The sequence below is a fragment of the Butyrivibrio sp. VCD2006 genome, assembly GCF_000423925.1.
Taxonomy (GTDB): domain Bacteria; phylum Bacillota; class Clostridia; order Lachnospirales; family Lachnospiraceae; genus Butyrivibrio.
Window position 1 is genome coordinate 1 of record NZ_AUIX01000044.1, and the last position, 18,747, is coordinate 18,747.

General features: G+C 42.1%; 21 protein-coding genes and 1 pseudogene. 17 read left to right on the forward strand and 5 right to left on the reverse strand.

Features of this window, described 5'->3' with window-relative positions; genetic code table 11:
- A pseudogene (locus G586_RS23245) lies at positions 1 to 201 on the forward strand (radical SAM mobile pair protein B); the annotation flags it as partial.
- 308 nt (positions 202 to 509) lie between these two features.
- On the opposite strand, the gene G586_RS0114495 reads toward G586_RS23245, so the two are convergent.
- Positions 510 to 1,697, reverse strand: coding sequence for a cation:proton antiporter (locus G586_RS0114495; RefSeq protein WP_026528326.1), 1,188 nt, complete (start codon positions 1,695 to 1,697; stop codon positions 510 to 512).
- A 180-nt stretch (positions 1,698 to 1,877) separates the two neighbouring features.
- Between G586_RS0114495 and G586_RS0114500 the strand changes: the two genes are divergently transcribed.
- From G586_RS0114500 to G586_RS0114530, 7 genes are read left to right on the forward strand one after another with little or no spacing between them, the layout of a single operon-like run.
- Complete coding sequence (locus tag G586_RS0114500; RefSeq protein WP_026528327.1) at positions 1,878 to 3,473, forward strand: ABC transporter substrate-binding protein; 1,596 nt, start codon at positions 1,878 to 1,880, stop codon at positions 3,471 to 3,473.
- Positions 3,466 to 4,389, forward strand: coding sequence for an ABC transporter permease (locus G586_RS0114505; RefSeq protein ID WP_026528328.1), 924 nt, complete (start codon positions 3,466 to 3,468; stop codon positions 4,387 to 4,389). The genes G586_RS0114500 and G586_RS0114505 overlap by 8 nt, the downstream gene beginning before the upstream one ends.
- Positions 4,389 to 5,207 (forward strand): ABC transporter permease, encoded by an 819-nt coding sequence (locus tag G586_RS0114510; protein ID WP_022779912.1) that lies wholly within the window; start codon positions 4,389 to 4,391, stop codon positions 5,205 to 5,207. The genes G586_RS0114505 and G586_RS0114510 overlap by 1 nt, the downstream gene beginning before the upstream one ends.
- Before the next feature lie 2 nt (positions 5,208 to 5,209).
- On the forward strand, positions 5,210 to 5,932 hold the full coding sequence (locus G586_RS0114515) for an ATP-binding cassette domain-containing protein (protein ID WP_026528329.1): 723 nt from the start codon (positions 5,210 to 5,212) through the stop codon (positions 5,930 to 5,932).
- 1 nt (position 5,933) lies between these two features.
- Positions 5,934 to 6,674 carry an ABC transporter ATP-binding protein gene (locus G586_RS0114520; protein WP_026528330.1) on the forward strand — a complete coding sequence of 247 codons (741 nt, stop codon included), beginning with the start codon at positions 5,934 to 5,936 and terminating at the stop codon, positions 6,672 to 6,674.
- Positions 6,675 to 6,712: 38 nt separating this feature from the next.
- Positions 6,713 to 7,474: a class I SAM-dependent methyltransferase gene (locus G586_RS0114525; RefSeq protein ID WP_051204821.1), complete on the forward strand. Its 762-nt coding sequence runs from the start codon at positions 6,713 to 6,715 to the stop codon at positions 7,472 to 7,474.
- 8 nt (positions 7,475 to 7,482) lie between these two features.
- On the forward strand, positions 7,483 to 8,235 hold the full coding sequence (locus G586_RS0114530; RefSeq protein ID WP_081647196.1) for a DUF4198 domain-containing protein: 753 nt from the start codon (positions 7,483 to 7,485) through the stop codon (positions 8,233 to 8,235).
- An 18-nt stretch (positions 8,236 to 8,253) separates the two neighbouring features.
- Here the strand turns inward: G586_RS0114530 and G586_RS0114535 are convergent, their stop codons facing one another.
- Positions 8,254 to 9,210 (reverse strand): succinylglutamate desuccinylase/aspartoacylase family protein, encoded by a 957-nt coding sequence (locus tag G586_RS0114535; protein ID WP_022779916.1) that lies wholly within the window; start codon positions 9,208 to 9,210, stop codon positions 8,254 to 8,256.
- A 505-nt stretch (positions 9,211 to 9,715) separates the two neighbouring features.
- Here G586_RS0114535 and G586_RS0114540 point away from each other — a divergent pair.
- Positions 9,716 to 10,858, forward strand: a complete 1,143-nt coding sequence (locus G586_RS0114540; RefSeq protein WP_026528332.1) for an aldo/keto reductase — start codon at positions 9,716 to 9,718, stop codon at positions 10,856 to 10,858.
- Positions 10,859 to 10,930: 72 nt separating this feature from the next.
- Here G586_RS0114540 and G586_RS27660 read toward each other — a convergent pair whose 3' ends face one another.
- From G586_RS27660 to G586_RS27665, 3 genes are all read right to left on the reverse strand, one after another.
- The gene (locus G586_RS27660) at positions 10,931 to 11,446 is read right to left on the reverse strand and encodes a hypothetical protein (protein WP_026528333.1); all 516 of its coding nucleotides are present in this window, start codon (positions 11,444 to 11,446) and stop codon (positions 10,931 to 10,933) included.
- Positions 11,447 to 11,693: 247 nt separating this feature from the next.
- Positions 11,694 to 12,071, reverse strand: coding sequence for a zinc ribbon domain-containing protein (locus G586_RS0114550; RefSeq protein ID WP_026528334.1), 378 nt, complete (start codon positions 12,069 to 12,071; stop codon positions 11,694 to 11,696).
- A gap of 19 nt (positions 12,072 to 12,090) precedes the next feature.
- Positions 12,091 to 12,396 (reverse strand): DUF1643 domain-containing protein, encoded by a 306-nt coding sequence (locus G586_RS27665; RefSeq protein ID WP_081674394.1) that lies wholly within the window; start codon positions 12,394 to 12,396, stop codon positions 12,091 to 12,093.
- 146 nt (positions 12,397 to 12,542) lie between these two features.
- On the opposite strand from G586_RS27665, the gene G586_RS0114555 reads away from it, so the two are divergent.
- The 8 genes from G586_RS0114555 (at position 12,543) to G586_RS0114595 (ending at position 18,726) form a co-directional block, all read left to right on the forward strand.
- The gene (locus tag G586_RS0114555; protein WP_026528335.1) at positions 12,543 to 12,782 is read left to right on the forward strand and encodes a hypothetical protein; all 240 of its coding nucleotides are present in this window, start codon (positions 12,543 to 12,545) and stop codon (positions 12,780 to 12,782) included.
- Between the two features lie 213 nt (positions 12,783 to 12,995).
- The gene (locus G586_RS0114560; RefSeq protein WP_026528336.1) at positions 12,996 to 14,162 is read left to right on the forward strand and encodes an ATP-binding protein; all 1,167 of its coding nucleotides are present in this window, start codon (positions 12,996 to 12,998) and stop codon (positions 14,160 to 14,162) included.
- Complete coding sequence (locus G586_RS0114565) at positions 14,140 to 14,862, forward strand: hypothetical protein (RefSeq protein ID WP_026528337.1); 723 nt, start codon at positions 14,140 to 14,142, stop codon at positions 14,860 to 14,862. The genes G586_RS0114560 and G586_RS0114565 overlap by 23 nt, the downstream gene beginning before the upstream one ends.
- Before the next feature lie 319 nt (positions 14,863 to 15,181).
- Positions 15,182 to 15,745: a hypothetical protein gene (locus tag G586_RS0114570; protein WP_026528338.1), complete on the forward strand. Its 564-nt coding sequence runs from the start codon at positions 15,182 to 15,184 to the stop codon at positions 15,743 to 15,745.
- A gap of 13 nt (positions 15,746 to 15,758) precedes the next feature.
- Positions 15,759 to 15,980, forward strand: coding sequence for a DUF6462 family protein (locus G586_RS0114575; RefSeq protein WP_026528339.1), 222 nt, complete (start codon positions 15,759 to 15,761; stop codon positions 15,978 to 15,980).
- A gap of 117 nt (positions 15,981 to 16,097) precedes the next feature.
- Positions 16,098 to 16,268 carry a CopG family transcriptional regulator gene (locus tag G586_RS26240; protein WP_139176463.1) on the forward strand — a complete coding sequence of 57 codons (171 nt, stop codon included), beginning with the start codon at positions 16,098 to 16,100 and terminating at the stop codon, positions 16,266 to 16,268.
- A gap of 38 nt (positions 16,269 to 16,306) precedes the next feature.
- On the forward strand, positions 16,307 to 17,536 hold the full coding sequence (locus G586_RS0114585; RefSeq protein WP_026528340.1) for a site-specific integrase: 1,230 nt from the start codon (positions 16,307 to 16,309) through the stop codon (positions 17,534 to 17,536).
- 506 nt (positions 17,537 to 18,042) lie between these two features.
- Entirely contained in the window at positions 18,043 to 18,726 is a 684-nt protein-coding gene (locus tag G586_RS0114595; RefSeq protein WP_022769940.1) for a hypothetical protein, read from the forward strand.
- The last annotated feature ends 21 nt before the right edge of the window (positions 18,727 to 18,747 follow it).

Genomic DNA, 18,747 nt, shown 5'->3' on the forward strand with positions numbered 1-18,747 from the left:
AAAAAGAACCGCAGCTATTTTGAAGCGCTGGAAAAGAAAGCAGAAGAGCTGGCTAAAAAGTATGATTGCAGGTTTGTTGATAATGAAACTCCGTATGAGAGAGTAGAGAAAGGACATCCAACAATCGTAGATTACTTTTACCACGAAGAAGTAAGAGGAACTGCCAATAGTGGAAAGAGAAATGTAATACATAATCCTTGATGGAAGAATAAACCGGAATTTAAAGATTCGATAGCATTACAATAAATACCATTTTGCATTTGGTAAATTATTGGATTGAAGGTAAGGACAAGTAATATGGCTTTTCGTAGGACCCTTAGTGATCTTATTCGGCTGTATGCTGATGAGATTGCTGATATGGATGTAGATATTTGCCAGTATGATAAAAGATATGATGTGTGGGGATGCTTTTAGCATTGCTTGTTAAAACTGAAATTAAACGGCCCGTTTTCTTAATAGAAAGCGGACCTTTTTATTTTAGTACAATATCAGTTCTACAGTCGATTAACTCAGGCAGGAGAATTAGCTTTTTCATCTGAGGCATATATAGCCTTCAATATTATAGGTGTCAGAATTGAGCTTAATATTATCAACAGGATTACTGCGGTAAAGTATCTGCTGTCAACGATATCAGCTTTTAAACCTCTTTGAGCTACGATAAGTGCAACTTCGCCTCTGGTCATCATACCCACACCAATCTTTAACGAGTCAGAGGTGTTGTACTTAAGGAGCTTTGCAACGATGCCACAGCCTACAACCTTTCCGAGGAGTCCAACGACAACAAATGCTGCCGAGAATGCAAGGATTGTCATGTCGACAGACCTTAGGTTTGTCTGAAGGCCTACACTTGCAAAGAATACGGGGCCGAATAACATATATGAATTTATGTCCATCTTTCTGTCTATATACTCGGAGTTGTCCAGAGAGCTGAGAATAATACCTGCAACATAGGCACCGGTGATATCAGCTACTCCAAAGTACTTATCGGCAACATAAGACATTGCAAAGGCAAGTGCCAGACCCATGATCGGGATTCTTCTGGTATGAGGCCATTTCGCTTCTGCTTTTGACATTATCTTAAAGATGATAATTCCCACAACAACCGAAAGCGCAAAGAAGGCTACGGTCTTTAAGCAAACAGCTGCAAGATTGGCATTTGGATCTTTCAGACCAAGAACAGCTGTAAGAACCACGATTCCTATTACGTCATCGATGATTGCGGCGCTCATGATTGTTGTTCCCACTTCTGTGGAAATCTTTCCAAGTTCCTTTAGAACCTGAACTGTTATGCTCACGGAAGTAGCTGTAAGAATAGTTCCTATAAAGAGTGCTTTTATGAACTCGGTTGATCCGGGAGCTGCAAAGCCATAGAAGGCCATGTACAGGAGCGTTCCAAGAACAAGCGGAACTCCAACACCTGTGCATGCAAGGATTGTTGCCTTCAGGCCGGATTTTTTGAGTTTGTCGATATCTGTTTCCAGTCCGGCGCTGAACATCAGAAGAATCACACCGATTTCGGCCATGCCCGACAGGAAATCACTGGGATTAACAAGATTAAGCAGTGTTGGACCTATGAGAAGACCTGCGATGATCTCACCGGCAACCTGTGGCGCATGAAGTCTTCTGGCTATCAGTCCGAATAACTTTGCCATGACGATTATGATAAAAAGATCTCTGAGTATCTGAATTGTATCCATATATATACCTCCTTGTTAATAACGCTAAGAAATGAGTATGATGCTTTTTCGTCTCAAAATCAAGTTAAAAAACTATAACCAACGTAGTAATAACCCCCCAGGGGGCTTGTGGAGCGGATTTCACAATGCTATCCTTTCCATTGTGTGAGGTAATTCAGGCACAATGGAGGATACTATATTATGAAGAAAAAGTTTTTAGCGGCACTACTTGCTGCAACCATGGCATTATCAATGGTAGCTTGTGGTTCAGGTGCAGACACACAGACAACAGAAACGCAGACACCTGCTGATACACAGGCAGCAACATCTGAGAATCAGACAACTGACGAAAGTCAGTCTGCAGCTACAGGTGAGAAGATTCTTCACACTGCAGCTTCTTTTGCTTATCCAAGTCTTGATGTACACAAGGAATACTATGGATGGTACACATCAATTTATGGAGTTTCAGAGGCACTGTTTAAGCTCGACGAGACCATGAGTGCTGTTCCATGCCTTGCTAAGGACGCAGTTGCAGATGGCAGCACATGGACTGTTACACTTAATGATGGAGTTCAGTTCTCAAACGGAAACCCTCTTACAGCTGATATGGTAATCAGAAACCTTCAGCGTCTTGCTGCAGAGAACAGCAGATTTGCTTATCTCGGCGATTTTGAGATGACTGCTACAGATGACAAGACAATCGTTATCGATACTAAGGAAGTTTACCCTACTCTTAAGAACGACCTTGCAAGCCCTGAGTGCGGAATGATTGATCTTGATGCAACAACAGATTTTGACAACGCACCTGTGTGCACAGGACCGTTTGTTGTTACAGAGTTTATCCCTGAGGGTGACGTGACAGTAACTAAGAACGAAAACTACTGGGGCGGAGATGTTAAGCTTGACGGCGCTGTATTCTACTACATGCAGGAGGATGATCCCAAGCTCCTTGCTATGCAGAGCGGCGAGATCGACTGCTACAACAGCGTTTCATCAGCAGCTCTTGAGGTTTATAACCAGAGCCCTGATCTGTACGATGTAGTTTCAATTCCCGGTGCACGTCTCCAGTTCTACATTCTCAATGAGAATTCACTTGATGATTCTGTGAGGGAAGCAATCAACCTCACTGTTGATAAGGACAAGATTGCAGAGTACCTTTCAGGTACAGTATCTGCAGCAGTCGGACCATTCTCAACAGCAGCTGCTTATGGCAAGGTAAGTGTTCCTGCAGTAGATACAGCCAAGGCAAAAGAGCTTTTGGAGGCCGATGGTTATACACTTGGAGCTGACGGCATCTACGAGAAGGATGGTAATAAGCTCAGCATCAGCATTGCATACTATGCAGCAAGATCTCTTGATACTCTTGCAATCCTGATCCAGGAGCAGCTTAAGGCTATTGGTATTGATTCAACACTTAGAGTTGAGGAAGATCCTGATGCTACTTACATTGCAAACGCTGACTTTGATCTTGCTCTTTACTGCATGATCGCTGATAAGTCAGGTGATCCTCTTTACTTCATCGACTCAACTCTTGCAGACGGAGCTTACTACAATGTAGGTGGATTTGAGAGTGCTGAATGCCAGAGCATGATTGAGCAGCTCAGAACTGAGACAGATACTGCAAAGAGAGCAGAGCTTGCCAACAAGATCGTTCAGATTGCTATAGATGACAATGCATTCGGATATGTTGGACTTTTCAATAACACTACAGTTCTTCGCAAGGGTGTAAGCGGATTTGCTGAGTATGTTCCTTTCGATTTCTATGGAGTAGACGCAGAGACTGACATTAATGGCTAAACAAATACTTAAAAGGATCCTGGGACTTGCCCTGATACTTTTGGTGCTGAGCTTTCTTGTGTTTGGCATAATGTATCTGGCTCCCGGTGACCCTGCGGAAAAGAGACTCACCTCCCAGGGTGTGGTGGTCACAAAAGAAATACTGCAAGCGGAGCGGGAGAGGCTTGGCCTCCTCCGCCCCTTTATCGTTAGGTACGCGGAGTGGCTTTCGAATGTTCTTAAAGGGGATTTTGGTGTTTCCTTTAAGGATGATCTTCCCGTTGCGCCAAAACTGATAAAAGGGCTTAAGAACACATGTGGACTGGCTTTAACCAGTCTGCTTTTGGCGCTTATAATCTCTTTTCCACTGGGAATATGGTCAGCGGTCAAAAAGGGAAAATTGGTAGACCATATCGTCAGGCTCTTTTCATTTATAGGTAATTCTCTTCCGAATTTCCTTATATCAGTACTTTTGATGTATCTGTTTTGCATACATATCAAGGTCTTTCCTGTAATTGCAGATGGAAGTATCAAAGGACTTATGCTGCCTGCACTTTCTCTGGCAATACCCATGGCAGGAAGGTTTACAAGACAGATTAGGAGTGAACTCCTGGATCAGCTTGGAGAAGAGTATGTTGTGGGAATGAAGTCCAGAAAGGTTAAGGGCAGATTTATTCTTATCAACAATGTCCTTAGAAACAGCCTTGGACACATACTTACAATGATCGGCCTTCAGATCGGAACCCTGATGGGAGGCAGCGTTGTTATTGAGAATATTTTCAGATGGCCGGGTATCGGCAAACTTGTGATGGATTCCATAACAGCCAGGGACTACCCTGTGATCATGGGCTTTGTGCTTATTATGGGAACAATCTATGTTGTTATAAATCTGATAGTTGATATTACCTACAGGCTTTTGGATCCGAGGTCTTTTTAATGAACCATAAACGTAAAAAGATTAACAGAATAAAAGTAATAATATCAGCAGGTGTTGCACTGCTTTTGGTGCTTATAGCTCTTTTCGCAAGTGTTATTGCACCTAATGATCCATATGCAACAAGCGCATCAGCCATAAGGTCAGCTCCGTCCGGGGAATTTCTGTTTGGAACAGATAACCTGGGAAGATGCGTGTTTTCAAGAGTTTTATATGGAGCAAGGACAACTATAGCAGCTACATTTATACTGGTTGCGATTTCTTTCATCCTGGGAAGCATTATTGGAATCCTTAGCGGATATTATGGCGGAATATTGGATGAAATTATGATGAGGATTGCCGACATTATGCTGGCATTTCCTCAGATGGTAGTAGCCATCGCGGTTGCGGGCATTCTTGGAGGAGGACTTTCAAGTGCCATGATCGCGCTGGGAATAACTATGTGGACCGGGTTTGCCAGACTTGCACGGAGTCATACTTTTGCCATAAAGAATTGCCCCTACGTGCAAGCTGCAAAACTGGCGGGAAAGAGTGGGCCGGCTATAATGATGGCCCACATACTTCCCAATATAATAGCACCACTTCTTACAAATGCCCTTACACAGATAGGAACCACCATGATAGGTATCTCGGGCCTGTCTTTTTTGGGGCTTGGAGTTGTGCCACCCACTGCTGAGTGGGGGTCAATGATCAATGAGTCCAGGGCATATATACAGATAGCACCTTGGGCTGTGCTGTATCCGGCAATTGCTACCATAGTCACCATCATAGTATTTAACTATCTTGGGGACTGCGTCATGGAATATAGAGATGAGGATTAAGCATGGATACAATACTTAGGATAAACAATCTCTCTGCCGGCTATGGCGATGAGAGTGTTATAAATGATATCTCTTTTGAAGTGGAAGCAGGTAAAAGAGTCTGTATCGTCGGCGAGAGCGGAAGCGGTAAATCTACGCTTCTTAAGGCTATTCATGGCTTTGGAGGCGTGACTAAAACATGCGGAAGTATAGAGACTCTAGAAGACATTTTACTTGGCATTGTGCCTCAGAATCCCGGCGGATCTTTTAATCCCATAAGGACTTACAAGGCACAGATAATGGAGGCGCTAAAAAGTAATAACATCGACTTTAAAATAGATGAAGTTGAGAAGACACTCCAAATTCTGGGACTTAATGATGCTAAAAGAGCGCTTGCATCAAGGCCTTATGAGCTGTCAGGAGGCATGAACCAGCGTATGGCCATTGCCACAACAATGCTCTTGGAGCCGGGGATTTTATTATGCGATGAAGTTACAAGCGCACTGGATGTTAAAACAGCAGGGATGGTTGTGGAGCAGCTTCTTGAGATCAACAAACTAAAGGGTACTACTATTTTGATGGTTACCCACCATTTGGGTATCGCATCTAAAATGGCTGATTACATTGGAATCATGAAAAGTGGCAGGATGCTTGAGTATGGCCCTGCAAAAGAGATCCTGGAGAATCCACAAAACGAGTACACAAAGAATCTCTTGAAGGCCGTACCAAGACTGAAGGTGAGCTGATATGCCGGATTCAGATATAATTTTAGAAGGAAAAAATCTAAATAAAAGCTACGTTGATAAAGGCAAAAAATTACAGGCCTTAAAGGATGTGAGTTTCTTCCTGAAAAATGGAGAGATCCTTGGAATCGTAGGCGAGAGCGGAAGCGGAAAGAGTACTCTTCTTCGTCACGTCAGCTGTCTGGAAAAGCTTGATAGTGGAAATCTTTATTATAAGGGAACAGAGTATACAGGTAAGTCGCCGGCCTTTGCCGGAACTTTTCTGCAGATGATATTTCAGGATGCCCAGATGTCTTTTGACCCAAGAATGAAGATGAAAAAAGCCGTTGTGGAAGCTACAAAGGGCTGTGGCTATGAAAAACTGTCACGAATCCTTGAGGCTGTTGGGCTTGATGAGAGTCTTTTGGAGAAAAAGGCAGGAAGCATGTCCGGAGGACAGTGCCAGCGAATGTCAATTGCAAGGGCACTGTGTTCTGATGCAGGGATTCTTTTGTGCGACGAGGCAACAAGTGCTCTGGATGTTACAACTCAGGCCCAGGTAGTAGCTCTTTTGCAGCAGCTGAGGGAAAAAGAAGGGGTGTCGATCATATTTGTCTCCCACGACATTGCTCTGGTGAGCATGCTGTGCGACAGGATAATGGTAATGAAAAACGGCGAGTGTGTGGAAGAGGGTGAGACCGGCAGAGTCCTTGGAAATCCGCAACATGAGTACACAAAAGAACTGCTTGATAATCTTATTGAGTAACAAACTTTTAGAAAGATAATTGGGGTATACGTAGTAATATGACTAAACTTATGCAGATTCCTTTTGAGGAGGAAGCTGAAGATATCAAAGATAAAGTAGTGACCTACTGGTCCAAGAGAGCGGAGAGCTTTAGTGAGCACAAACACGAGGAGATCCACAGCAGGAAAAAACAGCTGTGGCAGTCGGAGTTTTTAAGGCATTTTTCAGCTGATGATAAGTTGTCTGTTCTGGACGTTGGATGCGGAGCCGGCTTTTTCGAAATGGTGTTGTCGGATTTCGATTTTGACGTGACCGGGGTGGATCTTACGCCTGAGATGATAGAGAGGGGAAAAGAGCTGCTTTCGCGCCATGGAGCAAAGGCGCGCCTTATGGTTATGGACGCAGAAAAACTGGATTTTGCCGATAGCTCTTTTGACCTGGTGATAAATAGAAATCTTGTCTGGACACTTCCGCATCCGGTGGAAGCCTACATGGAGTGGCACAGAGTGTTAAAGCCGGGAGGAATGCTGCTTGTGTATGATGCGGAGTATGCAAAGGGATTTCATCACTATGATCAGATGCAGAACCTTGCCCACAAAAATGTGACCGACGCCATGGTAGAGGAGTGCCACGATATTTACCACATGTTATCTATCAGCACTTTGGACAGACCGGAGTGGGACAAGGCTTGTCTTGAAAAAATCGGTTATGAAAATATAGTTACTGATCTTGGAGCGGGAGATAGACTCTATAGCGAGAAAGACCAGTTTTATATGCCTGACAGGATGTTTCTGGTAAAGGCTCAGAAAGCAATAGTCTAATAATATGAATGGAGTTTGAGATGAGAAGAGGAATTGATACTACAGATATGATGGTATATGGCCACGAAGCCTGGATAATCACTGACAAGAGTGTATATGAGCCGGGGGAAGAAGTCTGCGGAATAATGAGGTGGGGACATCACATGAGGCCGGACGGATTCTTTCGTCTTGATGAGATAAGAGCCTTCGCCACAGATGAAAAAGGAAACAGAATAGCAATAACACCGGTAAAGGGTCCGGGCGATGAGCAGGGAGACTATTATGAGCTTCGCTTTACGCCAGTTTCTGAGGGCATTTACACCCTTATGTGTATCTATGACAACAATTATGTAAGAGATGAAAAAGACGTGTATTACGAGGGTGACAGAAGGACATATCCTGATATTCTTGATGCCAAGAACTATCCTCAGATATATGTGACAAACATAACTGTTGGAGATAAGAAGGGAACTCCCGAATTTATCCATGAGTCCAGAGTAAGTTTCGTTCCCGATCCCTGGGAAGCAGACACCGACGTACTTCATTTAAAGCTTATTCACGACAAATTCCCGCTTAAGGGATCCACGGTAGTTGTTGTGTTCTATGATGGAAAAGAGTATTTTGAGAGAATCCTGAACACAGATGAGGAAGGCAGGATATTCTTCTCAGTGGAGAAAAAGGGTGTGTATATGGCCGTTACAAGAACTCCGCTGGCGGAAGGAATTCCCGGAATCTATGACAGCAAAGAGATAGCTTCAACATTCACATACGTTAAAAGGTAATACAAAAACAGGATGCATTCAACATGCATCCTGTTTTTGTATTACTCCGTAGGTCACCATGGGACCATTCTTTATTATGCTAAGAGATGAGCACTGGTGGATCAGAACTCCGTCAGTATCGGCAATGGCTGTGTGAAGGGGCCTTCCAAAGTAATCCCTTATCTCACCAAATTTATCACCTTTTGAAAATTTCTCTCCCACCTTTTTCTCCGGATACCAGCAGCCGGTGAATGGGGCATCGTCGCTGAATTCTCTGAGTTCTGTCTTGGGATATGTCTTGTACTCTCCTTCAATAAGACCAAGGAATTTCAAAATGTTCAGCACATCCTCTTTGTCTGCCTGTACCTCATCCTTTGGAAGCAGGCTTAACTGACCGCGCTCTATTAGAACACTGGGGATTCCGGCCATGGATGCTGTGTTGTAGGCGCCTTCGGTGGTACAGGTACTCTTTACGCAGTAGGAGGCGTTGACGCAGTCCACCATCTTTTTTGCAATATCACTGGCAGGAGAAGCTCCCACGTAGTATGCGTAGGGGATAAGAGTCTCGTATCCGTCTCCGCTATGCAGGTCAATGTAAGCATCAGCGTTTTTGATAAAAACATCAAACAGAAGGCTAGCCAGGCGATCCGCGGCTGAACCATCCTTGTCTCCCGGGAAGACTCTGTTGAGATTCTTGCCATCCTCATAAACAAGGGACATGGTTCTGTTTTCAAAACCTGACCTGTTGGCTAATGGGATGATGATAAGATTTCCTGAAAGGTCTTTGGGAGAAATCTCATTAGAGAGCTCAATAGCTGCCTGAATGCCGACATATTCCGCATTATGGATACCTGCTGTAACTAGTACGGTTTTGCCCGGCTTTTCTCCGCAGATGATGATGTGGGGAATGTGTATCTCAGTTCCGCCGACATGTATATGATCTTTTATCGTCTTGCCGGAGGTAAGTTCGTGTCCGGCTATATTTATTTTCTCCATAGTTTTTAAACCTCACTTCAGAGCCAAGGTTATCATGTTAGGACCGGGACTTTCAAGCCCCCTGGGGGGTTACATAGCTCCCGCGTACACAAAAAACCATAAACATCAGTACCATATCTAATGAACCTCAGCCTTAGGACGCTTGCTAAGTGCTGAGGGTTTTTTGTAGGAATTCGGTGTCAAAATTTAAAAATTTTGGCTCCGGTTTTCTGTTGTAGTAAAAATGCGGCATAGGGCAGTGTCAGATATACGTGTCATTAAGAAATAGCGCATACTCTGGAATTGCTTAAGAAAAACTCTTATAATCAAAGTTGCAGCTATGACAGTATCCTAAGCCTGCGTGAAGTGGGTCTTGATTATTTGCCGGATGATATAAAGAGGCCTGTTTCAGAAGACAACAAAGGATGTACCTGACTGTGCTGTTGTGGTTGGTAATCCTGCAAGAGCAGTAAAGATGCTGGATGCGGATAAGTTTGAGTAAATACAAAAGAGAGGCGGAGGAGACATGGAGAATACTTTTGGCGAAAACACGAAGAAACTCGGTTTCGGAATGATGAGACTTCCGGAACTTGCTACATCTGGAAAGTTTGGAAATATCGACATTGAGCTTACAAAAAAGATGGTAGATTATTTTATATCCGAAGGCTTTACTTACTTTGATACAGCCTGGATGTATTGTGGGTTCAAAAGTGAGGATGCTGCCGGTGAAGCACTTGTAAGCAGACATAACAGAAACGAGTTTACTCTGGCTACCAAGCTCCACTCAGGATTCTTTAACAGTGAAGAAGAAAGAGAAAAAGTATTTAATACCCAACTTGAAAAAACAAGGGTAGATTATTTTGACTACTACCTTCTTCATGACCTCGGGGAAGATCATTACAAAAAGTATCAGAAATTCGGTTGCTTTGAGTGGCTGGCGGATAAGAAGAAAGCTGGATATGTCAGACATATGGGCTTTTCATATCATGACAGGGCTGACCTTTTAGATAGAATACTTACTGAGCATCCGGAAGTTGAATTTGTTCAGCTCCAGCTTAATTATCTTGATTGGGATAGCGAGGTAATACAGTCAAGAAAATGTTATGAAGTGTGCGAAAAACATGGTAAGCCTGTGATCGTCATGGAGCCTGTCAAAGGCGGAACTTTGTCCAACGTTGTTCCTGAGGTTGAAAAGCTGTTTAAGGACTATGCGCCTGATATGTCGGTCGCATCCTGGGCTATCAGATTTGCGGCAAGTCAGCCAAATGTAAAAATGGTGCTGTCTGGCATGGGAAATATGGACATGCTGACGGACAATACAGGATATATGAAGAATTTTACTCCACTTAACGATGAAGAGATGGAGATAATAAAGAAGGCAACCGATGTGATTAATTCGAGTATTGCCATACCATGTACAGGGTGTGCGTACTGTGTGGATGGATGTCCGAAAAACATTCCGATACCAAAATACTTTTCTGTTTATAATGCAGAGATGCAGGAATATGAAGGAAAACCATTTACTCCTCAGGGCGAGTACTATGCCAGACTTACCCAGGTCTATGGCAAGCCGGGTGACTGCATAGGATGTGGAAAGTGCGAGAGAATCTGTCCTCAGCATCTGCCGATAAGAAACAATCTTAAACTGGTTGCTTCGCAATTTGAGTGATATTACAAATGTAATCACCAGTTAATCAATAGAACGATAAATAGAAATATAAGTTAAAGTTGGCGCACATCATTAGATTAACGAGGAGGACAGAGAAATGAGCAGAACAAACTTTGGAGCAAAGCCACTTATGTACCCACAGCCGGTACTTATTATCGGAACATATGATGAGAACGGTGTTCCCAATGCAATGAATGCTGCCTGGGGAATCACAACAGATTTTAAAGAGATACTCTGATTAACCGTAACAAGTGTAAATGGTGTTTGGATAAGATTATCAGAAACAACAGATGGATTTCCTGATGAGCTTGTTATGGCACTTCCGAATGGCATAATCACATCATATCCCGGGTTATCAAGGGCATCCTTAAGATTTTTCTCTTCCAGGACTCTGAAAACAGCTATATATCCAGCCTCTTTTGCTGCCGCCGTCATAAGATCTGCACCTATTCCGGTAATTATCCCTGCGTCCTCGTCAAAGTAAAACATAGGGCAACGATCTGTAGGTACTCCAACAATGAGATATTCATCTGATTCTGCATTAGAAACAATGCTGCTTATGACCACGCAGCACAGAATAGCCAGCATACATAATGAAGTTATTATTCTTTTACGGAGAGCGCCTTTCCCTATCAAAGCAGCACCTTTCTATTGGTTCTGAGTAGACTGATTTTTATTTCAATTGGATATAGAACCACACTATAATTATATCAAAAAACTTGTAAAATACCGATAAATATATGATTATATAAAGATAAAGTTTACAGCATTTATCCAAACAAAGCCTCCGGTTGTCATACCGAAGGCTTTTAAATCTCTTTATCATCTATCTGTTTTAAAACCTCGTTCCGCACTTAGGACAAAAGTCAAAGTCCTCTGTTGTCTCATATCCACACTGTCTGCATCTCTTATAACCGGTCGTAAATCCTCTTCCGCCGCTTACCTGTGTCAGATGACTTGGCAGGATCTCAACCTCTTCACCTCTTGCGATCATCTTACCAATCTCAGAATCAAGCTCATAAACAGTTCCACAGCAGCTGGTCTGCACGTAGTAATGCCTGTTCCACTTGAAGGTCGGTATAAAGAAAAGAGACAGCACCGTATATGTCATGAACACGTTGAAGCGCCCATATTTTCCACAGATTGCGCAGGTAATCAGCTGATTGAAATCAAAGTCCTTCCTGCCATCTGTTATTCCCATGATAAAAAACATCTACTTCCTCGCTCCGTTCTTAGTAATGTACTCTCACAACCCTTGCCCCAAATGGTAAAAGAGAGTCTCTTTTCAAATACAACGGATGTCTGGGATTCCCCCATCTGGTTGTAGTTCCAAGGTGGTACCACTCAGCCTCTTTTATAATGTCCTGAATATCATAAAGTGTGTTGCCAAGATAATCCCTTGAATCAATTAGATCACCCCAAGCAGCCCAGACCTTATCAATGAAGTAAGATTTCTGAAGAGCATCCAGAACCTTGAGATTCTTCTCGATAAGTTTTTTGTCCGCCTTGGATGTGGAGCATTTCAGAATAAACCAGATATTGTTGCCAAAGCTGCATCAAATGTGATAGGCGACTTCCTACACCTGTTCAAAAATATAGAGTTCGCCGTATATTGCAGTCCAAGAGATAGCCGAAATTATGAAGTGTTTAAGAGGTTATTAGCTAACAGATAGGAATAGGGATAATGAAATTTGGCGATTTAAGGCAAATGATAGATAGAACAGCAAGGATACAGATTTGTGATCACGTCTCTGGAGATTATATGGATTACAGATTTGTTGAGGATGTCCCACATGAAAATGATAGCAGGACGGTCTTTGGTATTGGGCTTGTGAGAAGCGAATACAGAGAAGAGGGAGTGTTAAGCTATGGGCGAAATTGCTATGCAATAGAGATAAGACTATTGGAACCAAAACAATTCTGAGTAGCAAGGTATTAGAATATGAGGCAAACCACTTATTTTTCAATATTTTCTCACATAATCGTATCTCACCATTATCTTACATTAAAAACATATAAAAATGCATTAAAACCTTTAAAAACCATTAAAATACATTAAAATCCATTAAATATACAATAAAGTCATTAAAAGCCTTTAAAAAGTGATATAATACCATTAACAGGAGGTATCACTTTCATGAACAAATCAGCTGAAATTTTTAAGCCAGGGGCATTACCTGTGACTACTTATATTTCCAGAGAAGCTGCGCTAGGTTTTACTTATGAGGAGAGACTTGAGCAGGCGTTAAATATGTCTGGGTATATAACACTTATTTCCGGTCCATCCAAAATAGGAAAAACGGTACTGTGTGAAAGAGTTGTGGGAATCGACAACCTTGTAGAAGTATTGGGTTCAGACTTTTTGAATAAAGAAAATGTATGGAAGACAATCGGTGCAAAGGCAGGGATGCCTTTATCGGGAATGGTTACTACAGGAAATACTGATAATTCTATATCTGAGGAGTACATTGTAACACGAGAAAATGTTATAGCTTATTATCAGGAGCATGAACTTGTGCTGCTTATTGATGATTTTCATTACGCAAGCGAAGAAATACAGCGATTTTTATCGCAACAGCTGAAAGATGCTATCAGGAAAGGACTAAAGGTAATAATATCTTCGCTTCCTCACAGATGTGACGATGCAATTAGAACCAATCCTGATCTGCAGGGACGTATAAGTATAATCGATATTAAGCCCTGGTCTAAGGATGAACTGAGACAGATTCCAAGAAAAGGATTTGCGCAGCTTGGAATACATGTTGATGATAAGTATATTGAAAGCTTAGTCGGCGAGAGCCTTGCATCACCTCAATTGATGCAATTGTTATGCCTGAATCTGTGTGTGCTTATAAAGGCAGATTCTGGTAATGCAGTTGATGTTAGCGAAGAGATTATAAAAAAAGCTTATAAGTTTTCAACTTTGAACCTGGACTTTAAAAATGTCACTGCTGTTATCAGTAATGGAAAGACAAAACGTGGTAGAGAACGAAAAAAATATTGTACAAGTAAGGGAGAGTTGGATTTATATTCGCTTATACTTGAAGCTATTGCTCAGGATCCGCCAATAGAGGAGATTGGATTCGATGACCTGTTGACGAGAATCAATAAAACAATTGTTGGAGATGATAAGGTTACACCTAAATCATTAAAAGAATATCTGGGCAACATACAGGAAGTCCTAAACGATAAAAACAGAACTTTTGAGGTTCTTGAGTGGAGAGATAACGTACTGTATGTTATAGAAGCATTATTCTTATTCTATTTACGTTGGGGGCGCAATGAACAGGGAACAGAGTATTGAGTTTATTCAGGCTATAGAAGACACTAAAGCGTTAGAAAGAGCAATTTTAGATATCATAGATGAATTGAAATCAGAGGGCTCCAAAGAAATCGCTGATGGCTTAGAGCAGCTTATACCGATATCAAATAATAGATTTTCTGTAATTGGCCAGAAGGAACTATTACAGGAATCCAAAAGAAGAGCTATCAGCATACTTAAGAGTGAACCCCAATTTAATCACGTCAGCGAGAAAGAAGCATGTTGCATCGTTGAGAGAGTATTAGGAAATGTGCAGCTTTATCTGCAGGATATGTTTAAGCGACAGCCACATACTAAATGTACTGACAGTATTTTGAGTATGCAAAAGTGTTTTGATATTGGTAATGAATATGATCTGCAACATATAGTATATGCTCTGCTAAGAGCAGTGTTTCCGCTTGCCAGAATAGAAGAGTATCAGGATGCAGGAGCGTGTGCTGTTAGAAAAGACATATGTATTGATGAGTTTGACATTGCGATAGAGTTAAAATGTACAAGAGATAGCCTTTCCGCTAAAAAGCTTTCAGAGGAAGTAGCATCTGACATTGTTCACTATGATAATAAAAGCATTTTCTTTTTAATATATGATAAAGCCAGAATAATAGACAATATCGATGTATTTAGGGATACCTATGAGAAAACTGACATGAGTAAAAACGTGAAGGTGTTTGTGATGCTATAGAAACCGATAAACATTCCTCGGCATCTTTTTTTGCCAAGGGAATTGCACAAATAGCTAGTATGGATGTTTTTAAATACAAAAAATAATAGTTAGCTGTCTGGCTGAGATGGATGAAATATAGTCGTAATACTGAGCATCAGCTCATGAGTGCGCTGCACTTGTGGCTGGTGCTTTTTCTTTTGTTCGAAATTATCGAACCTAAAGTTCTATTTCTAAGAGAACGTATTATTCCGTCACGTTCCGTAGAATTACATATGTAAGCAAGAGGTACAGCTTAGCCGGCTAACCTGACCTCCGGGTTTCAAACAGGAGGTGCGATATGTGTATTACAGAAGATGAACTTGTTGATGCTTATGGGAGCAGCAACGCAGAGGAAAGATTCGATCTCATTTATGAGAACTATTCAGTTTTCCCGCAGCTTGTGGATTGCTTTGAAATCGGTCTGTTCAATACAATCCTTAATGAGAAGGAATACAACAGAAGAGCAAAGAACAGTGCTGATCTTGGAGTGAGGGTCCAGACAAGTAACAAGAGTGATCCTACAGCAAAAATGGCTGTTGAAAGAGTCATGATCCGTGAGGCAATAGAAAGATGTGATACGGATGGTGGGATTCTCAAGGATACAGATAATCCTGAAAAGCACAAAAAGGATATATGGACGATAGCCATGATGCGAAGGGAATATGAAGTATTTGATTCCTTCCTGAATGCACTCACAGGTGAGGAATACATCATTACTTACAAATACATTCACAAGGATTTATCTGTAGCCAAGATCAGTGAAGAGATAAACAGAACTGAAAAGACAATTCGCAACAGATTGTGTGAGACAAGGAAAACATTAGGAAGAAGGATCATCCCTTTCTTCAGGGAAGCAATATAAGGAGGCTAAGGCAATGGCATACAAGAGAAAAGAACTGGAAAACATGGAGAACTTACTTGGGGGCAGCAAGAAGAAATTTGTGAAGTATGAAGAGGGAGCTGCAATGTTCTCCATGGGGCTCCATTCATTCATGGATCTGGCAAAAGAGGCAAAGGCTGTTTATCGTATCAGACGGATTGTGTTGGTGAACACAGAAATCATAGAAGACTACCTGGAGAATTTCAGGGACCTGTAAATGGAGCAGGATGGAGTGTAAACCGAGAAACAGTTTTCATTTTTTCCTAAAAATGCATTGATTAAATGTGGGGCGTTTAATATAATATTTTCAAGAGGTTTTGAAAGGAGCGATATCATGGCAGGACATGGAAGACCACCGGTGGAAGAGCCGAGAGATATAAAGGTCGGGTTCCGCGTTACGGAAAAAGAAAGAGATCGCCTGCTTGCATATTGCGAGAAGATGAATCTCACTCAAGCCCAGGTTTTTAAGGAAGCGCTTGAGCTTCTTTATAAGACCAAGCCATAAATGAAAGCTGTTTCTTCTTAATAATAAGGAGGAACAAAATGGCACAGAGCAGAAAAGACTCACGCGGTTATGCGCTCAGGACCGGTGAGTGTCAGAGATCAGACGGACGTTATTCTTATTCCTATGTGGATAAGGACAGGAAGAGGCAGGTGGTATATGCACCGGATCTTATCACGCTTCGCAAGAAGGAGCAGCAGATAAGGCGCGACCTGGAAGACGGACTTGATCCCAGAAGAGCAGAGCGCGTTACAGTCAATCAGGTATATGACTCGTACATGAAAGGCAAGTACGACCTGAAGGCAACGACAAAAGCAAATTACATATATACCTATGATCATTACATAAGGGAGACTTTCGGAAGACGTAAGCTGATAGATGTGAAGTACTCTGATGTTAAGAAGTTCTATTATACGCTTCTGACAGAAAAGGAATTATCTCCGGCAACAGTGGATAATGCTCACACTCAGCTTCATCCGGCATTCCAGATGGCAGTCAGGGATGGATATATCAGAACCAATCCCTGTTCGGGAGTTCTTGGTGAAATCAAGAAGAGCCATGTGTGGGTTACGGAGAAGAGAATGGCGCTCACAGTTCCGGAGCAGAAGGCTTTCATGAATTATCTTTTTACGAACCATAAGTATCAGGGATGGAAACCTCTCATCACGGTCCTTATAGGAACAGGGCTTAGGATCGGAGAGTGCCTCGGCCTTCGTTGGGAAGATCTTGATTTTGAGAAGCGTACCATCGATGTAAATCACAACCTGGTCCATCGCAGAGTAGATGAGGAAGGAGGAACACTCCACATCAACACTCCCAAGACCAAGGCAGGATGCAGAACGGTCCCTATGATCCAGCAGGTGTATGATGCATTCCTCGAAGAGTACCAGCTCCAGCAGCTTACAGGATTCTGTACTCAGGAGGTAGAAGGCTATTCAGGATTTGTTTTTGCCAGCTCAAATGGTACAGTCACATTACCGATAGAAGTAAACAGGGCAATCCATTCTCTTATAGATGACTATAATGAGGAAGAGAAAGTCAATGCCAGAAAAGAGGGGAGAAATGCTCTGATCCTTCCCAGAATTTCGGCACATCATTTAAGACATACCTTCTGCACTAGACTGTGTGAGACCGAGACCAATGTGAAGGTCATCCAGACCATCATGGGTCATAAGGATATCCAGACCACATTGGACATCTACGCCGACTGCACAGAGGAGAAAAAGAAGGAAGTCATTCACAACATTGAAGATAAGATTTTCATCTTGTAAGTGGCCTGTTTTGGCTGCATAGTTTTCAAGAATTGAATATTCCATCAGGCTTCATTTCATTACCGGGGTGATAGTGATTGACTCGCGGATTACCACACGGTCGTGGATTATGACGGACAAGGACGGTATTTCAAAAAGGTGCTGATTTGGAGCTGTATGGAGAGCATGGGACAAGGATGGATAAGGACGTGAGAACTCCCTTAATCCGTCCCGACACTTAAGTCTTAGACACTTAAAAGCATGAAGTGATGAAAGCCAGTATTTAAGCGGTTTTCAAGAGGATGAAGTAAGGTTCTGACCACATTTTGACCACAACGTGATGACCACAGTTGATTTTGATTGTTTACTGTTGTCCGGTGGTTGACCACACAAAAACTGTTTTTACATACAGAAAAGATGTACTGCAAGAAGTACCTGATGGAGAAAGGGGATAAAGAACTGCTGAAAAAGCAGATGTTAGAAGTCCTTTTTGAGAGGGACTATTCGATATTTGAGGAGAACTTATCATGAAAAGAGCTATATTAGCTGCAATGTCATTATTGATTGTATTTGGGATGACAGCCTGCGGTGCGAAAAAGACAGATAATGCAGAAATAATCGGTGGTGCAGATGAGCCCACAGCTATTGAACTTCCGTCAACAGTTGGCAAAGAGAGTGATGCCGATGCACATTTCATGGAGTATCTGAAGGGTAATGAAACTGATGCAAACGGCGAGACCTTCTGGGCAGTAGGCGAGCCTGATATGGAATATGCTCTCTATGACATGAATGGGGACGGAGTAAATGAACTGATAGTCCGCTCTTTTGGCTATTGGATATATGACATTATCGAGTATAAGGATAATAAGATCCAGTCAGCGAATGTAGAGAATCTTGGATCTTCAGGTGTTACCTTCATAAACAATAAGAACCAGTTTGTCAGTGGCGATACTGGACACGAAGGCCGTAAGATGTATGTTGTATCTGAAATTGATGATCAGGGGAGAGCAAAGGTCGTCATGGCATTTGTAAATTACTATGATGACTGGGCTGCATCAGGTTCGCCAGAGTTTTATAAACAGGAGAATCCGCCTCAGGACTACCTTGAGAATATAGATAAGTTTGATGTTATTACAGAAGAAGAGTTCAATGCTCTTGTTGATGAATACTCAGAGATAAATACTTCGATTGAATGGACAAATATTGAATAAATGGGTAAATGAAGTAGATAT

Excerpts from the sequence above, each read along its gene's own strand:
- G586_RS0114495 (WP_026528326.1), bottom strand. The coding sequence starts at position 1,697 with ATGGATACAATTCAGATACTCAGAGATCTTTTTATCATAATCGTCATG.
- G586_RS0114500 (WP_026528327.1), top strand. The coding sequence starts at position 1,878 with ATGAAGAAAAAGTTTTTAGCGGCACTACTTGCTGCAACCATGGCATTA.
- G586_RS0114505 (WP_026528328.1), top strand. The coding sequence starts at position 3,466 with ATGGCTAAACAAATACTTAAAAGGATCCTGGGACTTGCCCTGATACTT.
- G586_RS0114510 (WP_022779912.1), top strand. The coding sequence starts at position 4,389 with ATGAACCATAAACGTAAAAAGATTAACAGAATAAAAGTAATAATATCA.
- G586_RS0114515 (WP_026528329.1), top strand. The coding sequence starts at position 5,210 with ATGGATACAATACTTAGGATAAACAATCTCTCTGCCGGCTATGGCGAT.
- G586_RS0114520 (WP_026528330.1), top strand. The coding sequence starts at position 5,934 with ATGCCGGATTCAGATATAATTTTAGAAGGAAAAAATCTAAATAAAAGC.
- G586_RS0114525 (WP_051204821.1), top strand. The coding sequence starts at position 6,713 with ATGACTAAACTTATGCAGATTCCTTTTGAGGAGGAAGCTGAAGATATC.
- G586_RS0114530 (WP_081647196.1), top strand. The coding sequence starts at position 7,483 with ATGGAGTTTGAGATGAGAAGAGGAATTGATACTACAGATATGATGGTA.
- G586_RS0114535 (WP_022779916.1), bottom strand. The coding sequence starts at position 9,210 with ATGGAGAAAATAAATATAGCCGGACACGAACTTACCTCCGGCAAGACG.
- G586_RS0114540 (WP_026528332.1), top strand. The coding sequence starts at position 9,716 with ATGGAGAATACTTTTGGCGAAAACACGAAGAAACTCGGTTTCGGAATG.
- G586_RS27660 (WP_026528333.1), bottom strand. The coding sequence starts at position 11,446 with ATGCTGGCTATTCTGTGCTGCGTGGTCATAAGCAGCATTGTTTCTAAT.
- G586_RS0114550 (WP_026528334.1), bottom strand. The coding sequence starts at position 12,071 with ATGTTTTTTATCATGGGAATAACAGATGGCAGGAAGGACTTTGATTTC.
- G586_RS0114555 (WP_026528335.1), top strand. The coding sequence starts at position 12,543 with ATGAAATTTGGCGATTTAAGGCAAATGATAGATAGAACAGCAAGGATA.
- G586_RS0114560 (WP_026528336.1), top strand. The coding sequence starts at position 12,996 with ATGAACAAATCAGCTGAAATTTTTAAGCCAGGGGCATTACCTGTGACT.
- G586_RS0114565 (WP_026528337.1), top strand. The coding sequence starts at position 14,140 with ATGAACAGGGAACAGAGTATTGAGTTTATTCAGGCTATAGAAGACACT.
- G586_RS0114570 (WP_026528338.1), top strand. The coding sequence starts at position 15,182 with ATGTGTATTACAGAAGATGAACTTGTTGATGCTTATGGGAGCAGCAAC.
- G586_RS0114575 (WP_026528339.1), top strand. The coding sequence starts at position 15,759 with ATGGCATACAAGAGAAAAGAACTGGAAAACATGGAGAACTTACTTGGG.
- G586_RS26240 (WP_139176463.1), top strand. The coding sequence starts at position 16,098 with ATGGCAGGACATGGAAGACCACCGGTGGAAGAGCCGAGAGATATAAAG.
- G586_RS0114585 (WP_026528340.1), top strand. The coding sequence starts at position 16,307 with ATGGCACAGAGCAGAAAAGACTCACGCGGTTATGCGCTCAGGACCGGT.
- G586_RS0114595 (WP_022769940.1), top strand. The coding sequence starts at position 18,043 with ATGAAAAGAGCTATATTAGCTGCAATGTCATTATTGATTGTATTTGGG.